General features: G+C 53.2%; 15 protein-coding genes. 13 read left to right on the top strand and 2 right to left on the bottom strand.

Going from position 1 to position 19,355, the window contains the following annotated elements; genetic code table 11:
- The first annotated feature begins 132 nt into the window (after positions 1 to 132).
- Complete coding sequence (gene moeB, locus HY272_10635; protein MBI3773140.1) at positions 133 to 1,305, top strand: molybdopterin-synthase adenylyltransferase MoeB; 1,173 nt, start codon at positions 133 to 135, stop codon at positions 1,303 to 1,305.
- A 326-nt stretch (positions 1,306 to 1,631) separates the two neighbouring features.
- Positions 1,632 to 3,026, top strand: a complete 1,395-nt coding sequence (locus HY272_10630) for an HDOD domain-containing protein (GenBank protein MBI3773139.1) — start codon at positions 1,632 to 1,634, stop codon at positions 3,024 to 3,026.
- 16 nt (positions 3,027 to 3,042) lie between these two features.
- On the opposite strand, the gene HY272_10625 is transcribed toward HY272_10630, so the two are convergent.
- Positions 3,043 to 3,684 carry an alpha/beta fold hydrolase gene (locus HY272_10625; GenBank protein MBI3773138.1) on the bottom strand — a complete coding sequence of 214 codons (642 nt, stop codon included), beginning with the start codon at positions 3,682 to 3,684 and terminating at the stop codon, positions 3,043 to 3,045.
- A 67-nt stretch (positions 3,685 to 3,751) separates the two neighbouring features.
- Positions 3,752 to 3,997 (bottom strand): DUF2934 domain-containing protein, encoded by a 246-nt coding sequence (locus HY272_10620; protein MBI3773137.1) that lies wholly within the window; start codon positions 3,995 to 3,997, stop codon positions 3,752 to 3,754.
- A gap of 132 nt (positions 3,998 to 4,129) precedes the next feature.
- On the opposite strand from HY272_10620, the gene HY272_10615 reads away from it, so the two are divergent.
- The 11 genes from HY272_10615 to HY272_10565 all read left to right on the top strand — a co-directional run bounded on the left by HY272_10615 (position 4,130) and on the right by HY272_10565 (position 19,353).
- Complete coding sequence (locus tag HY272_10615; protein MBI3773136.1) at positions 4,130 to 5,038, top strand: arginase; 909 nt, start codon at positions 4,130 to 4,132, stop codon at positions 5,036 to 5,038.
- Entirely contained in the window at positions 5,022 to 6,230 is a 1,209-nt protein-coding gene (gene rocD / locus HY272_10610; GenBank protein ID MBI3773135.1) for an ornithine--oxo-acid transaminase, read from the top strand. The genes HY272_10615 and rocD overlap by 17 nt, the downstream gene beginning before the upstream one ends.
- A 120-nt stretch (positions 6,231 to 6,350) precedes the next feature.
- Complete coding sequence (locus tag HY272_10605; protein MBI3773134.1) at positions 6,351 to 6,707, top strand: DUF3135 domain-containing protein; 357 nt, start codon at positions 6,351 to 6,353, stop codon at positions 6,705 to 6,707.
- A gap of 104 nt (positions 6,708 to 6,811) precedes the next feature.
- Positions 6,812 to 7,984, top strand: a complete 1,173-nt coding sequence (locus HY272_10600; protein MBI3773133.1) for a patatin-like phospholipase family protein — start codon at positions 6,812 to 6,814, stop codon at positions 7,982 to 7,984.
- A gap of 647 nt (positions 7,985 to 8,631) precedes the next feature.
- Positions 8,632 to 9,477 carry a hypothetical protein gene (locus HY272_10595; protein ID MBI3773132.1) on the top strand — a complete coding sequence of 282 codons (846 nt, stop codon included), beginning with the start codon at positions 8,632 to 8,634 and terminating at the stop codon, positions 9,475 to 9,477.
- Between the two features lie 64 nt (positions 9,478 to 9,541).
- Positions 9,542 to 11,986: an acyl-CoA dehydrogenase gene (locus HY272_10590; GenBank protein ID MBI3773131.1), complete on the top strand. Its 2,445-nt coding sequence runs from the start codon at positions 9,542 to 9,544 to the stop codon at positions 11,984 to 11,986.
- A gap of 22 nt (positions 11,987 to 12,008) precedes the next feature.
- Positions 12,009 to 13,298, top strand: coding sequence for an acetyl-CoA C-acetyltransferase (locus HY272_10585; GenBank protein MBI3773130.1), 1,290 nt, complete (start codon positions 12,009 to 12,011; stop codon positions 13,296 to 13,298).
- Between the two features lie 5 nt (positions 13,299 to 13,303).
- Entirely contained in the window at positions 13,304 to 15,328 is a 2,025-nt protein-coding gene (locus HY272_10580; protein ID MBI3773129.1) for an enoyl-CoA hydratase/isomerase family protein, read from the top strand.
- 91 nt (positions 15,329 to 15,419) lie between these two features.
- The gene (locus HY272_10575) at positions 15,420 to 17,183 is read left to right on the top strand and encodes a long-chain fatty acid--CoA ligase (GenBank protein ID MBI3773128.1); all 1,764 of its coding nucleotides are present in this window, start codon (positions 15,420 to 15,422) and stop codon (positions 17,181 to 17,183) included.
- A complete protein-coding gene (locus HY272_10570) occupies positions 17,183 to 17,563 on the top strand; it encodes an acyl-CoA thioesterase (GenBank protein ID MBI3773127.1) in 381 nt (126 codons plus the stop codon). Before HY272_10575 ends, HY272_10570 begins: the two co-directional genes overlap by 1 nt.
- 14 nt (positions 17,564 to 17,577) lie before the next feature.
- Positions 17,578 to 19,353 carry a sulfotransferase gene (locus HY272_10565; protein MBI3773126.1) on the top strand — a complete coding sequence of 592 codons (1,776 nt, stop codon included), beginning with the start codon at positions 17,578 to 17,580 and terminating at the stop codon, positions 19,351 to 19,353.
- Positions 19,354 to 19,355: the final 2 nt, after the last annotated feature.

Here is a 19,355-nt window from a genome sequence, read left to right as displayed (position 1 = left end):
GGAGAGGGAGTTTTCAACAGCATATTAGGTGGTGTCCCAGGGCCAAACTTGGCAGAATAGGCGGTTCTATAAAAAGGACCGCGCGGCGCTAATCGCTGAAGCCAGGTCCGTGACGTAACCGGGGGGTTAACGATGAAGGGTATGGACCGCCGTCTGGCGGAATTGAAAGCAGAAATCAGTGAGGTCACACCGAAAGAGGCCGAGACATTATTGGCTTCTGGTGCGGTGATGATCGATGTCCGTGAAGTGGATGAGATTGCCAACGGCAGCCCGAAAGGTGCGGTGCGTCTGGGGCGCGGTTATCTGGAATTGCGCGTTGAAGACGCGGTACCGGATAAGCTTAAGACCGTGATCATGATGTGCGCCGGTGGTGTGCGCTCTTTGTTTGCCGCTGAATCGCTCAAGCAACTGGGTTATCAGGATGTGCGTTCGTTGCGCGGCGGTTTCAATCGCTGGAAGAACGAAGGCCATGCCTTCGAAATCCCGCGCACCTTGAACGATGTCGCCAAGAAGCGTTATTCGCGCCACATTCTGTTGCCGGAAGTGCGGGAAACCGGTCAGCTCAAGCTGCTCGATAGCAAGGTGTTGTTGATCGGCGCCGGGGGTCTCGGTTCGCCTGCAGCGTATTATCTGGCGGCAGCGGGTGTCGGCACGCTGGGTATTGTCGATCACGATGTGGTCGATATGAGCAATCTGCAACGTCAGATTCTGCACCGCAATGACCGCGTCGGCGCCTTCAAGGCCGACTCGGCGCGTGAAACGCTGGAAGCGTTGAATCCGGATGTCAAAGTGGTTGCTTACCGCACCCATCTTGATGCCAGCAACGTGGAAGAAATTTTTGCCGGTTATGATGTGGTGGTCGATGGCACCGATAATCTGGCGACGCGCTATTTGATCAATGACGCCTGTGTGAAGCTGGGGATTCCCAATGTCCATGGTGCCGTCTATCGCTTCGAAGGCCAGTTAACTGTATTCTGGCCACAGCATCCTACCCATCCGAGCGGCTGTTACCGTTGTATGTTCCCCAAGCAGCCGGGCGCGGGTGCGGCACCTTCCTGTTCCGAGATCGGCGTGCTGGGCGTATTGCCCGGGGTGATGGGCTTGTTGCAGGCGGTGGAAGTGCTCAAGCTCCTGCTCAAGATCGGCGACCCACTGCTCGGCAAGATGCTGTATTACGATGCGCTCAAGGTTAGTTTTCACGAGTTCAAAGTGCGTAAGAACCCGGATTGTCCGTGGTGCAGCGGCAAGGGACCATACCCTGCTTATGAAGATTACGCTGAGGTTTGTGCGGCGCCTGAAAAGTAATGTCTGTTTGTGTGCGGCCGGCAGTGTTTGTCGGTCGCATGTCTTAGCTCTCCTCTCGGTTTTTCCATCCCGGCCAAGTACTTGGCAACAAAATTATCATGAATACACTTTAGAATCCGGTAATCGGGACGACACTAATAAACAGTTGTGCCAACTTGCCGTCCGAAGTGCTATTTTTAGACTATCCTTGTATAGGAATAAGGTAATCTAATAAAGCAGGACCGGTGAGGATCACCTGGGAACAAGCGTCCAGGGACGTTAGGCGCGGTGCTAGGTTGGCGTCATGTGGTTGTAGTGACGGTTAAACGGAACTTACCGGGGGGCTCATGTCGATCGCAAAAACGGTCAAGCAGTATCTTGATAACAAACACATCATCTATTCGGTGCTGGAATTGCAGCATTTCGAATCACCGCTGCAAGCGGCAGCTCAGGCCGGGATCACGCCGCGTGCCTTATATTATCCTGTCATCCTGCGCGATTCCTTTGGCTTGATGATGGCGGTGCTGCCCGCATCGCACCGGCTTGATTATGATCGCTTGGCCGCCATGTTGCATCGTCGTGTACAACCCGCATTTGAGACACAACTTTCTACCGTGTTTGCCGATTGCCAACCGGGATTGATTCCGCCGATTGGCGAACCCTACGGTATTCGTACCATTATCGATGCCAATCTGGCGACGCCGGAAACGATTTACATCGTGACGGGCGACCGCAGCCGGCTTATCAAAATGGCGCGTAAGGATTTCCTGATGTTGCAAGCCAACGCCTGGTTGGGCGCTGATTTCACCCACCCCATGGAAATGCCATCGACGATCAATTTTGATCCGGACGGGCAACAAGCTGCAACAAAATATGGCGATGCCAGTTATTACATTCGCGAGCGGATTGAACAAATCACCGAATTGCCACCCATGCCGGAAATGGCGGCGCGGGTGCTGAAGCTGCGCGCCGATCCTGCAGCCGGTATGGATGATCTGGTGCGTGTGTTAGAGCTTGATCCCAGCTTGGTGGCGCAGGTGATGCGCTATGCCAATTCGCCGCTGTTTGGTTACCGTGGTCAAGTGGATTCGTTAAATGTCGCCATTGCGCGGGTGCTGGGCTTTGATATGGTGATGAATCTGGTGTTGGGGGTTTCGCTGGCGCGGCCATTCAAGATTCCAAAACATGGCCCCCTGGGATTGGAGTCCATCTGGTGCCATTCAATCTATGGCGCCACCTTGATGCAAGCGATTGCCAAGGTAATGCCGCCAGAACGGCGTATGCGCCCGGGGCTGAGTTACCTCGGTGGTATGTTGCATGATTTTGGTTATCTGGCGCTGGGTCATCTCTTTCGTGAAGAGTTTCTCGGCCTCAACGAAAAAGTGTTGGCAAATCCGGATCAGCCGATTCGAGAATTGGAACAGCAGTATCTTGGAATCGATCATACCGAATTAGGCGCCTGGTTGCTCAAGGCCTGGAATCTGCCGGAAGAGTTGGTGACGATGGTAAGAGAGCATCATAATCCTGAATACATGGGGATGCATGCTGATTATGCCCGCCTCGGGCAAGTAGTAGATCATCTGCTTTATCAGCGCCATCTTGGTCATAAGCCTTCAGTTGAGGTCACCCCCGAATTTTTGGCAACGCTGGGGTTGAGCGAGGAAAAGCTGGAAAAGATCGTCAATCAGGTGATGGATCAGGGAGATATGTTCAAAGATATCGCTGCGCGTCTGGCGGCGTAAGAGATCTTCTACAAGATCACTGTTGATATACGGATAATTTCCCCGCCGCAGACCCCAGCGTATCAAGCAACGTCTGGCGCAAGAGTGGCAGTTGTCCGTGAAAGAAGTGCCCCACCTCTTTTAGAAAGATCGCTTGTGGGCGTACTGCAAGCGTATCCAGCCATTGAGTGATCGCCGATAACGGCACGATGTCGTCATTTTCGCCTTGCACTAACAGCCACGGGCAGTGGGGTGGCTGAAGTGTGGAGGGATCGAAGCGATTGACGGCGGGCGCTACAGTGATCAGTTGGCTCAAGTTCTCGGTCTGGCTGACGCGCAAGGCAACATAAGCGCCAAAGGAAAAGCCCGCCAGCCACAATGGGGCATCAGGGAACTGTTGTCTTACCCATTGCACAATGGCCAAAGCATCTTCCGTTTCGCCGTTGCCATGATCGAAACCGCCTTCGCTTTTGCCCACGCCGCGAAAATTAAAACGTATCGTGGCAAAGCCCAGTTCGCCCAGCGTGCGCGCCAGATAATGCACCACTTTGTTATGCATCGTGCCGCCATGCAGCGGATGAGGATGGCAGACGATGGCAACGCCTTTACGGTCAGGCTGATCAAAACCTTCGGCAAGGATTTCGAGAGTACCTGAAGGACCGGTTAACGTCTCCGGGATAACATCAATATTTATGCTGGTATGGTAGCCGGGCGTTGTCACGCGCGAAATCAATAGTTCGCCTCGCTCAAGGTTTAACGGAATATCGGCTATCGATTTCCGCCTCGGCGGCCAACCAATCGTTCAGGCTGTCCTCACCCTGAAAACCACGCGCTTCGGCCCGAAGATAGGCGGCTGTCGCAATTAACTGATAGCGATCCGTTGGGTTAATGCCAATTTTCGTACTGGTTGTGGCCAGAATTCGCGGAGATTCAGTCTTGGTGGTGGCAGATGATTTCTTGGTTCTGGGTTTGGTGATGGAGGCGTTTGTCATATTATGATCTCCTGATATACAAAGTAGGCACATCCTGTGCGCATCTAGAATTATTCCAGATAGCAATATATCCATTACATCAAATTAAAATGCTGCCGATAAAAGTATAGACGGTATCGCGGACGAGAAAACATGAAAATTAGCCGTATTACCGAAATTATTGGCGTGGCTTCAGGATTGGGCGCGCCTGATATTCGTTGTGCCAGTGGGCCGGAAACTATTCAGCGCCTGGCGCATGCGCGTAATTGGTTATCGGTAAATTCCCACTGGCAGTGGCGCGCCACGCTTGTGGTCCCGCCAGGACACGGCGATGTCAAAGAGGCGGCCGATTTTTTTAGCAAGGTAGCCGCTGAAGTCAGCGCGGCAATTCATCGCCAACGTTTTGTGGGTGTCTATGGCGGAGACCATTCTTGTGCAATCGGAACCTGGGGCGGTGTTGCCGAAGCCATTGCGGCGCGCGGCCGTATTGGGTTGATCTGGATCGATGCGCACATGGATAGTCATACACCGCAGACGAGTCCCAGCGGCGAATTGCACGGCATGCCCGTCGCATGCTTGTTGGGCAAAGGTGCAACTGAGTTGTGTCGGATCGGAAAAGTAGTTCCCAGGTTATTGCCGCAACATTTGTGCCTGATCGGTGTGCGCAGCTATGAAGGTGAAGAAGCACAATTGCTGCAACAAATGGGGGTGAAGGTGTATACCATGGACGATGTGCATCGCATGGGGATGGCGAATGTGATGTTTCAGGCGCGTGAACATGTGTCGCAGGGGACGGCGGCGTATGGAGTTTCTATTGACCTGGATAGTCTTGATCCGCTGGATGCGCCAGGCGTGGGTTCGCCCGTCGTCGGCGGCTTGCATGCCGAGGAACTGATTGATGCCTTGCGGCCATTACGCAACGATCAAAAATTGGTGGCGATGGAAATCGCGGAATTGAATCCAGTCATGGATCTGGAACAGCGCACGGCGATGTTGGCGCTGGACTTGTTGGGAGTAGTGACAGGATTGTCTGAAGAGACGGAACATGAACAAGATCATTGATCAAGAGCAGCGATATTGCGCTCATAATTATCATCCATTACCGGTGGTGCTGACGCGGGGTGAAGGTGCTTATGTCTGGGATGATGCCGGAAAGCGCTATTTAGACATGATGAGCGCCTATTCCGCAGTGAGTCATGGTCATTGCCACCCGCGACTGGTGCAGACGCTGATCAAGCAAGCGCAAACCCTGGCAGTGGCATCGCGTGCATTTTATAGCGATCGACTGGCGCCTTTTTTACAGCGGGCGTGCGAGCTCACAGCTCAGGATCGCGCCTTGCCGATGAATAGTGGCGCGGAAGCAGTCGAGACCGCACTCAAGGCGGCGCGCAAGTGGGCGTATCAGGTTAAGGGCGTGGCGGCCGATCGCGCAGAGATCATCGTTTGTCATGGCAATTTTCATGGCCGCACAATTGCGATTGTGGGATTTTCTTCCGAGGCACAATATCGCGATGGTTTTGGCCCGTTCGCGCCGGGATTCAAAGAAATTCCGTTTGGCGATGCGGCGACATTGGAACAAGCGATCACGCCGAATACCGCCGCCTTTTTGGTGGAGCCGATTCAAGGTGAAGGCGGGATTATTGTGCCACCACAAGGCTATCTCGCGCGGTGTGCCGAGATCTGCAAACGCAATAATGTATTGCTGATTTGTGACGAGATTCAAACTGGCCTGGGCCGTACCGGAAAACTGTTGGCGTGTGAACACGATGGTGTGAAACCCGATGGCTTGATTCTGGGCAAGGCGTTAGGCGGCGGCCTGTTGCCGGTGTCGATGTTCCTCGCGCGCGAAGACGTGATGGCGGTATTTCATCCGGGCGATCACGGCAGTACCTTTGGCGGTAATCCGCTCGCGGCCAGTGTGGGGCTGGAAGCGCTGAATGTGTTGGTTGAAGAAGGATTGATTGCGCGGGCAGCGGAACTGGGTGATTATTTTCAACAAGCCTTGCGAGCATTAAAGACACCGTTGATACGCGCAGTGCGTGGGCGTGGGTTGTTGATCGGGGTTGAATTCGATCCCGCGAAGATCGCAGCGCGAACCATTTGTGAACGTTTGATGGGGCAGGGGGTCCTGAGCAAGGAGACGCATGAAACTGTGGTTCGCTTTGCCCCGCCGTTGGTGATCACCCGGGAACAGATTGATTTTGTGGTGGCGGCCTTGGCCAAGACCACCCTTAAGGCCATTAATTATAGTTAAATCAATAAGTTATATAGATAAATAAAATAATTGTAGGGTGTTTATAAGGGGTTTTTCTGGTATAATTAAGCCATAAGTAGAACATAGCGATGGCTATCGGTAATACCAGGAGGCAGCCCCATGGCTAAGCCCGAGGAATTTGAGTTCGAAGACTGGAAGAGTTTGGCGGAAAGTGACCCGGAGGCGTTTGAGGCCAAGCGCCAACATCTGCTCGGCATGATTATCGCTGCTGCGCCGGATCATTATCGTCGCCGGTTACAGCGTTTGCAGTGGCGCATCGATGCCGAACGTCAGCGCTCCTCCAATCCCTTGTCGGCCTGCATGCGGATTTCCGGAATGATGATGAATGCCGTGTATGGCAAGGATGGCCTGGTGGATGCCCTCAATGGCCGCGTTGAACGAGATGATCGTGCTGCGGCCAAGGTTATTGATCTCGAAGAACGACGTTCACAGCGCACACACATTTCCTGCGATTAAGTGGTTATTTCTCTGATAACAAATACTTATTAAAGTGTTCCGAGTGCCGTTAACCCTTTAGGGGCCGGTCATGGCCGGTTTGCCGCAGATGGATGAGCAGGGCAATGACGGAGTTCAAGGGTAATCAACAACAACTGCCAAAGACTGGCCTGATTCTGGCCGGTGGTGGAGCACGTGCCGCATATCAAGTGGGTGTGCTCAAGGCAATTGCTCGGATGCGCGCCCCGGAAACCAGAAATCCTTTTCCTATTTTGTGTGGAAGTTCGGCGGGGGCGATTAATGCCACGGCATTATCGATTTATTCCCAGGACTTTCAGGATGCGGTGACGCGACTGGTATGGGTCTGGAGCAACTTTACCATTGAACAGGTGATACGCAGCGATGCGCTGGGTTTGGCCAAAAGTGGTGCCCATTGGTTATTAGCGTTGATGTTGGGTGGTTTGGGGCAGAACAATCCAGCGGCTTTATTCAATCGCCAGCCGTTACGGCATTTGCTGCAACGCTATATGCCATGTGATTTGATCAAAAACGCAATTGAAGCAGGCACCATCGATGCGTTGTCGATAACCGCCTCCGGTTATACCTCGGGACAGTCGGTCACGTTTTATCAAAGCAAGCATGAAATCAAACCCTGGAGCCGTGTTGTCCGCGTGGGGTGTCCGACGGAAATCACGATTGATCATCTAATGGCCTCTTCGGCCATCCCTTTCATATTCGAGGCCGTCAGGCTGAATCGGGAATACTTTGGCGATGGTTCAATGCGGCAACTGGCGCCGATCAGTCCGGCATTGCATTTGGGGGCCGAGCGGGTGCTGGTGGTCGGGGTGCGCAGCGAGAACGATAACGAATTTATGCGCCGAAAGACGACTACTTATCCTTCCGTGGCGCGGATTGCGGGACATGTGCTGAATAGTATTTTTCTGGATTCAATGGAAATGGATCTTGAACGGTTGCAGCGCATTAATCGTACATTGTCACTGATACCCAAGCATTATTTTGATAACGGAACCGTAGAGTTGCGGCCGGTTAAGGCGTTGGTGGTGTCGCCCAGCCGCGACATTTCAAAAATTGCCCGCGACCATGCCTATCGCTTGCCGCGGACATTGCGTTTTTTCCTGGGCGGCGTGGGGGCGATGGATCGTGACGGTAATAGCTTGCTGAGCTATTTGTTATTCGATAAGGCCTATTGCCGCGATTTGATCGCGTTGGGATTTAACGATACGATCAAGCGCCGCGATGAAATCATGGCGTTTCTTGACGGTAATGATGATGCGTAGGCGCGATTCACGAATCGCCCCATAGGTAGTGAACTGCGATTTATTCCAGATGGCCGAAGGAATTTTAATGCCGGCGCCAGTGACAGAGACATCGTGAACCTCGCCCAGAAGAATATATTGCCAATTGTAGATCTTGACATGAAATCTGGCGCGGGGGCTGTGTTTTTTTAATGAGGAACGTTGCTGTTGCCGATGATTAAAATTCATTGTGCTCGCCGCTCTAAAACAAGATTAAACTGCTTAATTTCCTACGTCGAAACGGCGGTCCCCTCAGCTCCAGTCACATTAAATGCTGAAGGCTGTGATTGCCTGGCAAAGCACTCCAAGGTGAACGGGTATCGGCTGCTGCGGGGCTGGATTTATGGGTTTTGGTGAATCTCTGTGGCTGCCATTCCCCGTAGCTTGCCGCGGGGTCGTTTATTTAAATTAATCAGAAGGTTATGCTTGTGCTGATAGGCGGTGGCGGATGCACCGGAATGTTTGATGTTTAGCAATTCAGCGTTGATCTAATATTGTTCGAAGAGCCTGGTTTCTTCATGGGAACTCTAGAAAAACCAATAACTTCCGATAAAAGTATCAGGGCGGGGTGGCATAAAGTGCCGTATGACAGTATTTCAAGGAGTGGTTAGATGAGTATTGGTGGCTGGATGGCCAAACGATTTGTTGCCTGGTTGAACCACGAGGCCGAGCCCAGCACGATACCGCCCTGCGATTTTGAGCGCTTGAGTTTTGAGATTCGGTCGTGCGATGTGTTGCTGGTAGAGGGACGAACCCGGGTTGGCGGCATTATCAAGACCATTACCAGCAGCCCGTGGACGCATGTGGCTTTATATATAGGCCGGATGCGTGATATCGAGGATGCAGAATTACAGGGATTGGTGCAGCGTCATTATCGGGGTGATCCCAATGAACAGTTGGTGATTGAGGCGCTGCTGGGTGAAGGAACGGTGATCAAGCCGTTGAGCAAATATACGACGGATCACTTGCGCATCTGCCGCCCGCGCGGGCTGAATGCCCCGGATGCAAAGCGAGTGATTGCGGAGGCGATCGGGCATCTTGGTGTTGAGTATGACATTCGGCAATTGATCGATCTGGCACGCTTGATGATTCCATTTGCCGTTGTGCCACGGCGCTGGCGCTCAACACTTTTTGAGTACGCAGCAGGGAAACATACCAAGATTGTGTGCTCAACCATGATTGCCGAAGCGTTTAATGCGGTGCAATTTCCTATTCTGCCGGTGATACACCGCATGCCTGATGGACAACTGAGATTATTTAAGCGCAATACTCGGCTCTATGTGGCGCGCGATTTTGATTATTCTCCCTATTTCGAAATCATCAAATATCCGTTGCTCGGTGCAGACGATTTATCTTTTTACCGGCGCTTGCCCTGGGATCAGGATGGTGTAGTGTGTAACGGTGAGGGTGAGTGTTATTTGCCGGAGTCAAAATTGACGGGCATAGAGAATCAGATCAATGTGACTGGAAAATAGAGTTACGATTGATGTGAATAATGTGTAAGGAATCGATTGGGCTAACAAGCTAGGGAAGCAAAATATGATCACGATCTTTGCATGTCTTATCCTGATAATGGTCGTTTGGTGTGTGGCCTATCTCCGGTGTGCGGCATGGCAGTGGATAATCGCCGTCGCACTGGTGCTGGTTGGCATTACGAGCATTGATCAGGTTGCAGGTGGTATCAAGGTATTGCTGTGGTTGGTATTTATTGCGGCATTGCCTTTCGGATGGCCTGCTTTGCGGCGGCCGCTGTTTTCTTCCTGGTTGTTGCCGATGATGCGCAAGGCATTGCCGCCGACGTCGCAAACCGAGCGCGAGGCGCTGGAGGCGGGGACAGTATGGTGGGATGGTGATTTATTCAGCGGCAATCCCAATTGGAAAAAATTGCACGCAACGCCTGAGCCACGTCTGAGTCAGGAAGAGCTCGACTTTATCAACGGGCCGGTGGAAGAGCTATGCAAGATGCTCGATGACTGGCACATCACTGAAGAGCGGCGTGACTTGCCGCCGCATGTTTGGAAATTCATCCGCGAGCAAGGTTTCTTTGGGATGATCATTCCCAAGCGCTACGGCGGTAAGGAATTCTCAGCGCTCGCGCATTCAGGCGTGGTGATGAAAGTCGCCAGCCGTTCGGTATCGGCGGCGGTGACAGTGATGGTGCCGAATTCGCTCGGGCCGGCGGAATTGTTGTTGCATTATGGTACCGAGGAACAAAAAAACCACTATCTGCCACGGCTGGCACGCGGTGAAGAAGTGCCATGTTTTGCGCTAACGGGACCGGAAGCAGGCAGCGATGCGGCTTCGATTCCAGATCGCGGCATCGTTTGCAAAGGAATATTTGAGGGGCGTGAGGTGCTGGGTATTCGCGTGACCTGGGAAAAGCGTTACATCACGCTAGGCCCGGTGGCGACGGTATTGGGTTTGGCATTCCGGCTTTACGATCCTGATCGTTTGTTGGGTAAGGTGGAAGATATTGGCATTACCTGCGCGCTGATTCCTACCAACACGCCGGGCGTTAATATTGGAAATCGCCATGCGCCGTTGAATCAGGCATTCATGAATGGGCCGAATTGGGGCAAGGATGTCTTTATCCCGATGGAATGGGTGATCGGTGGTGCGGCGCGCGTCGGTCAGGGCTGGCGCATGTTGATGGAGTGTTTGGCGGCTGGGCGTTCGATTTCTCTGCCAGCGTTGTCTGCGGGCGCGGGCAAATTGGTGAGTCGGGCAACGGGTGGTTACGCGCGCATCCGCAAGCAATTTAAAACACCGATTGGCCGCTTCGAAGGCGTCGAGGAGCCGCTGGCGCGGATTGCGGCGTATACCTACATGATGGATGCGGCGCGGACCATGACGGCGGGTGCGGTGGATCAAGGTCAAAAGCCATCGGTGATCTCTGCCATCGTCAAATACACGATGACCGAACGAATGCGCAAGGTGGTGAACGATGGCATGGATGTGCAGGGGGGCAGTGCAATCTGCATGGGGCCACGCAATTTTATCGGTCGTATTTATCAATCGATTCCGATCAGTATTACGGTCGAGGGGGCGAATATATTGACTCGGACCATGATCATCTTTGGTCAGGGTGCGATTCGTTGCCATCCCTATGTGTTGCGTGAAATGCAGGCGGTGATGAATCCCGATCATGGGAGTGCTCTGCGGGAATTCGATCGTGCGATATGGGCTCACGTTGGTTTTGTGATGAGTAATGCCGCCCGGGCATTATGGATGGGTTTGACCGGTGCGCGATTTGTATCGGTGCCAGTCGACGGCCCTGAGCGCCGTTATTACCGGCAAGTGACACGCATGAGCGCCTGTTTTGCATTGGCTGCGGATGTGGCGATGCTGACGTTGGGTGGTTCGCTCAAGAGACGTGAGAAATTATCAGGCCGTCTGGCGGACGTGTTAAGTCAGTTGTATCTGGTCTCGGCGACATTGAAGTTTTATCACGATAACCAGCGGCCCGCAGAAGATTTGTCATTGTTGCGTTGGGCCTGTGATGACGCGTTGTATCAGGCGGAAGAACATCTGATCGGCTTGGCGAGCAATTTGCCACTGCGGTCGGTGGGCTGGTTATTGAAGAAAATTATGATGCCGTTTGGGCGCAGTTGTCGGCTGCCGAGTGATGGGCTGGGCCATACAGTTGCAGGTCTGATTTTGTCGCCGTCGCCCGTTCGTGACCGGCTGACCGCAGGTATTTTTGTCCCCGGTAGCGAACAGGATGCATTGGGTCGCATCGAGTCGGCGCTGGACAAGGTGGTGGCGGCCGAGGTCGTGGAACGCAAATTGCGCGAGGCGGTGCAAAGCAAGCGTCTGCCCAAAATCGGCGATGGTGAAACGCTGGCGCGCGGTCTGGAGGCGGGGATCATCAATCGGCAGGAAGCCGATACTCTCAGGGCGGCAATTGCAGCGCGTCGCGATGTGATTACGGTCGATGATTTCCGTCCGGATTATTGGAGTTCGAAGCAGAGCAGGGAGTCTTGATATGGCGCATTCACGCAGCGGAATGAATCGGACAGTGTATGTGGTCGATGGCGCGCGCACGCCTTTTCTCAGGGCGGCGGGTAAGCCGGGATCGTTTGCGGCGGGCGATCTGGCGGTGGCCGCGGGCCGTGCCTTGTTGGTGCGCCAATCATTTTCAGTGGAAGCGTTGGACGAAGTGATTCTGGGCTGCGTGATGCCCGGGCCGGATGAGGCGAATATCGCGCGCGTCATGGCCTTGCGCTTGGGGTGCGACAAGCGCATACCCGCGTGGACGGTGCAACGTAATTGCGCCTCCGGCATGCAGGCGCTGGATTGTGCCTACACCAATATTGCCTGTGGTCGTTCCGATCTGGTGCTGGCGGGTGGCGTTGAATCCATGAGTCATGCGCCGATCCTGTTGAGTCTGGAGATGGTGCATTGGCTGTCGGCCTGGAATGGCGCCAAGAGTTTTGGGCAAAAACTGCAAACCTTGAAAAAATTGAAGCCAAAATATCTCAAGCCAGTGATCGGTTTGTTGCGTGGGCTGACGGATCCGATCGTTGGCTTGTCGATGGGGCAGACCGCAGAGATTCTCGCTCATCGCTTTAATATCAGCCGCAAGCGCATGGATGAGTTCGCCTGTCAAAGTCAGAAGCGTCTGGCGCGGGCACAAGATGAAAATCTGCTCATTGATGAGATTGAAGCCATTTACGATAGCAAAGGGAAGTGTTATCAGCATGATGATGGTTTGCGCCGCGATTCGGATGTGGCCAAACTGGGGGCATTAAAGCCCGTGTTCGATCGGCACTTTGGTCGCGTCACGGCGGGAAATTCGGCGCAGGTCACCGATGGTGCGGCGATGTTGATTCTGGCCAGCGAAGATGCAGTGCGCCAACATCAATTGCCGGTGATGGGGAGGATTGTCGATAGCGAGTGGGCCGGATTAGAACCCAGTCAAATGGGATTGGGGCCAGTGCATGCGATGACGCCGATCATGCAACGTCATGGCTGGCAAATCAGCGATATCGATTATTGGGAAATCAATGAAGCCTTTGCGGCGCAGGTGTTGGCGTGTGTCGAGGCCTGGAAAGATGCTGATTATTGCCGCAATGAATTAGGGCTCAGTGGGCCGCTGGGTGAAGTCAGTAATGAGCGGCTGAATGTCGATGGCGGTGGCGTCAGTATCGGTCATCCGGTCGGTGCCAGCGGTGCACGTATTGTGCTGCACTTGTTGCATGTGTTGAAACGAACGAATACAAAACGCGGGATGGCGAGTCTTTGTATTGGCGGCGGCCAGGGTGGCGCGATGGTGGTTGAAAGGGATGCGGGGTGATAGCCATGACTGAGCAAACGTACAAAAACTGGCGTCTGGAACGTGACGATCACGACACGATATGGCTGTATGCCGATAAAGCGAATGCCACGACCAACGTGCTCTCAGCTGACGTATTGATGGAATTGGATGCAATTATTAGCGCCATCGAACAAGAGCGTCCACAAGGACTGGTGATTTTGTCGGCAAAAGCCAGTGGCTTTATCGCGGGTGCAGACATTAATGAATTCACGACCCTGAATGGGCAGCAGGATGCCGAAGCCTTGATTGGGCGCGGTCAGGCGGTGCTGGATCGCCTGGAAGCATTGGATATGCCTACCGTGGCACTGATTCATGGATTTTGTCTGGGCGGTGGTATGGAGTTGGCATTGGCGTGCCGTTATCGTGTTGCCGATGATGATCCGGGCACCAAGCTTGGATTGCCGGAAGTCAATCTCGGGATTCATCCAGGATTTGGCGGCACGGTGCGTCTGCCGCCATTAGTCGGTGCGCCGGCGGCGATGGATATGATGCTCAGCGGCCGCAGCGTAAATGCCAAGGCGGCGCAGCGGATGGGGTTGGTGGATTATGCCGTGCCGCAACGCCGGTTGCGGGATGCGGCGAAACATTTGGTGCTGAAATCGCCGCAACAGAAAAAAGCCACCGGTTGGAAGGCGCTGACCAATCATGATTTGGTGCGGCCATTGCTGGCGCGCTATTTGCGCAAGCAGGTGGCGCAACGCGCACGCAAGGATCATTATCCCGCGCCCTATGCCGTGATCGATCTCTGGGCGCAGTACATGGGCAATCCACGGCGCATGATGAAGGAAGAAGCGGCATCGGTGGCGCGGCTGGTAATGGGCGATACGGCGCAGAATCTGATCCGTGTCTTTTTCTTGCAAGAGCGACTGAAATCGCTCGGTAGAAAGAGCGATATCGCACCGAAGCATGTGCATGTCATTGGCGGCGGCGTGATGGGCGGTGATATCGCGGCGTGGTGTGCAATGCGTGGCTTCAAAGTCACGATTCAGGATCGCAATCCGGAAACGATAGGCCGTGTCGTCAAGCGTGCATATGATCTGTATAAAAAGCGATTGAAGCAACCGCGTGCGATACAGGCAGCACTGGATCGTCTTATCCCTGACATTAAGGGTGTTGGTATTCCTAAGGCCGATGTGGTGATTGAGGCGATTTTTGAAAACGTCGAGGCGAAGCAGTCGTTATATCGCATGGTCGAGCCGCAACTCAAGTCCGGCGCACTGCTGGCGACCAATACCTCGAGTATCCCGCTGGAAGTTTTGAGTCTGGTGCTGGCCAGGCCGGAGCGTCTGGTCGGCCTGCATTTCTTTAACCCGGTGGCCAAGATGCAGCTGGTGGAGATCGTGAAGAGTGAGCACACCGATCCACAGGTAGTGCGGCAGGCAACAGCGTTCTGCCGCCATATCGATCGTCTGCCATTGCCGGTGAAGAGTGCGCCCGGCTTTTTGGTGAATCGGGTGCTGATGCCGTATTTGCTTGAGGCCGTGACGCTGGTGGAGGAAGGGATTTCGGCGCCGCTGATCGATCAGGCCGCCCTGGATTTTGGTATGCCGATGGGGCCGATCGAACTCGCCGATACCGTGGGGCTGGATATTTGCCTCTCTGTGGCAAAAATTCTCGGTGAACAGTTGCAATTGCCAGTGCCGGGCCGTTTGCAGCAGATGGTCGATGTCGGTCGTCTTGGCCGTAAGAGCGGTGAAGGTTTTTACCGCTATATCAATGGCAAAAAACAGGCGCAAGCCGTGGATAAAGGCGCGCATCTACCGGCCGATGTGACTGATCGGATGATGATGCGCTTTATCAATGAGGCAATGGCTTGTCTGCGCGAAGGCATCGTCGAAGATAAGGATCTGCTCGATGCCGGGGTTATTTTTGGCACCGGCTTCGCGCCATTCCGGGGTGGACCTATGAATTATGTCGAGCACAAGGGCGTAGGCGAATTGAAGGGATGCTTGCGCGGACTCGAGCAACGTCATGGGCGGCGGTTTCGTCCCGATCCTGGCTGGGGTTAGGTATGTCAATTGTTAAGATCGAAGAAAAGTGGGCTCTAGTGAGCCTTCTTTTTTGTTATATACTCATTTTACTGTGTGATAAGGTATAGCGATGCAAGGCAAAGCCGACATCATTGAGCCGGAAGAGGCATGCACATTGCCAGGATTATTTCTGGCGCGGGTGCAGCGTTCCCGGCACATGGTCGCTTATCGTTATTATTCCACTATCGACAAGCGTTGGCAGGATAGTACCTGGGCGCAGATGATTGATCTGGCCGGCCGCTGGCAAACGGCAATGCGTCGCTTGCGACTGCCGCCGGGCTCGCGTGTGGCAGTGATGCTGCGTAATTGCCGCGAGTGGGTCGTGTTTGAGCAGGCGGCATTAGCGTTGGGATTGGTGGTGGTGCCGCTCTATGTCAACGATCGGCCTGAGAGCGTGGCCTACATACTGAATGATGCCGACGTTAAGTTACTCCTCATCGAAAATAATGCGCAGTGGCAAACCATGCGCGCACATTGCAAGGCGCGTGAGGGCATGTATGTCTGGAGCCTGGAGCGTGTCGCCGATCCGGCAGTGATTAATATGAGCGAGATAGTGAGGGCGGCGTCTGAGCGTTTCAAAATCACGGTTGAAGATCCTCATGCCCTGGCGACTATTATTTATACCTCTGGCACGACAGGAAAGCCAAAGGGCGTGATGTTGTCGCATCATAATATTCTATGGAATGCGAAAGCATCGTTAGCAGTGGTTACGGCCTTCCCTGAGGATGTGTTTCTCTCATTCCTGCCGTTATCGCATACCTTTGAGCGTACCATTGGCTACTATTTGCCAATGATGGCGGGATCGGTAGTGGCCTATGCGCGCTCGATTCCACAATTGGCTGAAGATTTGCTCACTATTAAGCCAACAATTCTGATCTCCGTGCCGCGCATTTACGAGCGTAGCTATAACCGCATTCGCGAACAATTAACAAGCCCGGTCAAGCGTAATTTATTTGAATTGGCAGTCGATACAGGTTGGAAACGGTTCTGTTACAAACAAGGCGTTGGTAGTTGGAATTTGCAGTTGCTGCTTTGGCCATTGCTCAAGGCTATCGTTGGCCGCAAGGTGATGGCGAAGTTGGGTGGTCATTTGCGGGTTGCAGTTTGTGGCGGCGCGCCCATGCCTTTCAATGTAGGCAAGACATTTATTGGGCTTGGGTTGGATCTGCTACAGGGTTATGGCATGACTGAGCTGAGTCCTGTGGTGGCGGCAAACCGGGTCAATGATAATGATCCTGTCAGTATTGGCCCGCCGCTGCCGGATGTTGAAGTCAAGATTGGCGCCGATGATGAGCTTCTGGTAAGAAGTCCAGGTGTGATGAAGGGCTATTGGAATGCGCCTGAAGCGACCGCAGAGGTCATTGAAAAGGATGGCTGGCTACATACCGGTGATAAGGCCCGTATTGATGATCGGAATCACATCGTTATTACCGGTCGTCTAAAAGACATTATCGTGTTGGCCAATGGTGAAAAAGTCTCGCCAGCGGATATGGAGGCAGCTGTTGTCGAAGATTCGCTTTTTGAGCAGGTGTTGGTGTTGGGGGATGATCGACCGTATCTGAGCGCATTGCTGGTGCTGAATGCGGATGAGATGGTGAGGGCCGAACTAAGCTACCCGCTTTCCACTGCCGATATCGATGCCAAGATCATGCCACGAATAATGCAACGTCTGGCCGCATTCCCCGGCTATGCGCAAATTCGTCGTATTGCGGTGCTCTCCGAGCCGTGGACTGTGGAGAATGAGTTATTGACGCCAACGCTCAAGGCGCGTCGCAGCCAAATCATTGGCCGCTATCAGGCCGAGATTGATAAACTGTACGAAGGTCATCGTTAATGACGGACCCCGGCCAAAAGTCACCGTCGATACGCGTGGTTGCCATGCCCAAGGACGCCAATGCCACGGGCGATATTTTTGGCGGCTGGATTATGTCCCAGGTCGATATTGCAGCCAGTGTGGTGGCCTATCGGTGCGCGGGGGGGCGCGTGGTGACGGTAGCCGTGAATTCCTTTGAGTTTCATCATCCGGTGTTTGTGGGCGATCTTGTTTCCTGTTATGCCGAGGTAGTGCGCATCGGCAATACTTCGTTGACAATAGAAGTAGAAGTATTTGCCGAACGTAATCGTATTGAAGCTCCCATCAAAGTGACACAGGCCACATTGACCTTCGTGGCGGTCGATGAAAATCGCCAGCCCCGTCCGGTCCGTCCAAGCTAAAAAAGCTCGTTAAGATGAAAGGCAAGCCAGACGCATTCGCCAAAGCGAAAAAGAAGAAAGCGCTGGCGGCACTATCTGAAAATCGTTTAGAGGAAGCGGTAGCTCTCTATCGACAAATTACCGCTTATTCACCGCGCGACGCCGAAGGCTGGTTCATGCTGGGCGTTGTTGAAGGGCGTTTGGGTGCGGTAGTGGAGGCCGAGAAATCTCTGCATCACGCAGTTGAAATTGACGGCAATATGTTTGATGCCTGGTTGGCGCTAGGCCAAGTGCTAGAGCATCAGCAAAAAAACGAAGCTGCTTTAGATGCCTATCGTCAAGCATGTGTCTTGCAGCCAAAAAAAGTCGAGGCTCTGGAGTCTGCTGGCCGTGTAGCGCACGCCCTCAAGCTAATTCGCGAGGCCGCCACGTTTTATAATGATGCATTGCTGGCGGGTAGCCGTAATATCGAGTTGGCAAGGTATCTGGGCGATTTTATGCGCTCGCTAGGCGTCCCGGCAGAGGCGGCCAAGGCTTATGCTTTTTACCTGCAGCATAATCCGGGTGATCACGATGTTCGGCTTAAGCTTGGGTTTGCGTGTATCGACAGTGCCATGCCAGACAAGGCGCTCGAACATTTTTCGTATGTCATGGAGCATGAGCCAGACAATGTCGATGCCGCGGTTGGCAAGTCAGAGGCATTACTGCATTTGCGGCGTGAAAAAGATGCCTTTGAGTCCATAGAGCCAATATTTAAAAATACAAAATGGCATATTGGGGTTGCGGTTGCATATGCAAGAACCGGGAAGGGCGATGACCGTATTGCTGAGGCAATAGAACGGCTAGAGGCGCTTGCCGCAGATGCGGGGCGTGTGTTCTATGAGCGAGCAACAATACTCTTTGAATTGGGACACCTTTATGACTCGCGTGATAACTATGATCGAGCATTTGACTGCTTCCGGTTGGCGAATGAACTCATGGCGCCACATGTTAAGGTAGAGCCTGTAGAAAAAATCACGAACAATATCATTCAACGTTACAATCATGTCGCCATGCGGCAAGCGAAGCGATCGCATAGTAATAGCGAGCGGCCCGTTTTTGTTGTAGGTATGCCGAGATCGGGCACGACGCTGGTTGAGCAAATTCTCGCGGGGCACCCTGATGTCGTGGGTGGCGGGGAACTGTATGACATCGATAATATAAAATCCAATATCCGATGCCGGCTTTATGGCGGCGCCTCGATTGTTTCCAGCCCGCTGGACTTGGGTGTTGATGTTTTGGATTTTGCAGCGAGCGAATATTTGAGTCGCCTCCAGAGTATTAGCCAAGATGCTATTCGAGTGATTGATAAGATGCCCGAAAATTTTTTGTATCTGGGCGCGATATCGTTAATATTTCCTAAGGCTAGAGTTATTCATTGTCAGAGGAATCCGGTCGATACCTGCCTGTCCAATTTCTTTCAACGTTTTAATTATGGTCATGCCTATAGCTATGACTTGACCGCACTTGCCGATTATTATCGGCAATATCAACGGCTGATGCGGCATTGGCGCGAAGTAGTCAATATAAAAATATTAGACGTTGAATATGAGTCGCTGGTGGATGATCCCGAAGGCGTAAGCCGAAAGATGGTCGAATTTATCGGTTTACCCTGGGATGATGCCTGCTTGAACTTTTATGAATCCAAGCGCGCCATTGCTACCGCCAGCTATGGCCAAGCCTCCCGGCCTGTCTACGATCGTTCTAAAGAGCGGTGGCGGCATTATGAAGCCTATATTGGCCCTTTACGTCAATTATTGGCAGAGAAATAGGG

The sequence above is a fragment of the Gammaproteobacteria bacterium genome, assembly GCA_016200485.1.
Lineage (GTDB): Bacteria > Pseudomonadota > Gammaproteobacteria > Tenderiales > Tenderiaceae > JACQEP01.
The sequence above is the reverse complement of the archived record's forward strand: the minus strand, read 5'-3'. Positions and strand labels throughout refer to the sequence as shown.

Bases quoted from the DNA above. Each gene is read 5' to 3' on its own strand.
- moeB (MBI3773140.1), top strand. From the start codon at position 133: ATGAAGGGTATGGACCGCCGTCTGGCGGAATTGAAAGCAGAAATCAGT.
- HY272_10630 (MBI3773139.1), top strand. From the start codon at position 1,632: ATGTCGATCGCAAAAACGGTCAAGCAGTATCTTGATAACAAACACATC.
- HY272_10620 (MBI3773137.1), bottom strand. From the start codon at position 3,997: ATGACAAACGCCTCCATCACCAAACCCAGAACCAAGAAATCATCTGCC.
- HY272_10615 (MBI3773136.1), top strand. From the start codon at position 4,130: ATGAAAATTAGCCGTATTACCGAAATTATTGGCGTGGCTTCAGGATTG.
- rocD (MBI3773135.1), top strand. From the start codon at position 5,022: ATGAACAAGATCATTGATCAAGAGCAGCGATATTGCGCTCATAATTAT.
- HY272_10605 (MBI3773134.1), top strand. From the start codon at position 6,351: ATGGCTAAGCCCGAGGAATTTGAGTTCGAAGACTGGAAGAGTTTGGCG.
- HY272_10600 (MBI3773133.1), top strand. From the start codon at position 6,812: ATGACGGAGTTCAAGGGTAATCAACAACAACTGCCAAAGACTGGCCTG.
- HY272_10595 (MBI3773132.1), top strand. From the start codon at position 8,632: ATGGCCAAACGATTTGTTGCCTGGTTGAACCACGAGGCCGAGCCCAGC.
- HY272_10590 (MBI3773131.1), top strand. From the start codon at position 9,542: ATGATCACGATCTTTGCATGTCTTATCCTGATAATGGTCGTTTGGTGT.
- HY272_10585 (MBI3773130.1), top strand. From the start codon at position 12,009: ATGAATCGGACAGTGTATGTGGTCGATGGCGCGCGCACGCCTTTTCTC.
- HY272_10580 (MBI3773129.1), top strand. From the start codon at position 13,304: ATGACTGAGCAAACGTACAAAAACTGGCGTCTGGAACGTGACGATCAC.
- HY272_10575 (MBI3773128.1), top strand. From the start codon at position 15,420: ATGCAAGGCAAAGCCGACATCATTGAGCCGGAAGAGGCATGCACATTG.
- HY272_10570 (MBI3773127.1), top strand. From the start codon at position 17,183: ATGACGGACCCCGGCCAAAAGTCACCGTCGATACGCGTGGTTGCCATG.
- HY272_10565 (MBI3773126.1), top strand. From the start codon at position 17,578: ATGAAAGGCAAGCCAGACGCATTCGCCAAAGCGAAAAAGAAGAAAGCG.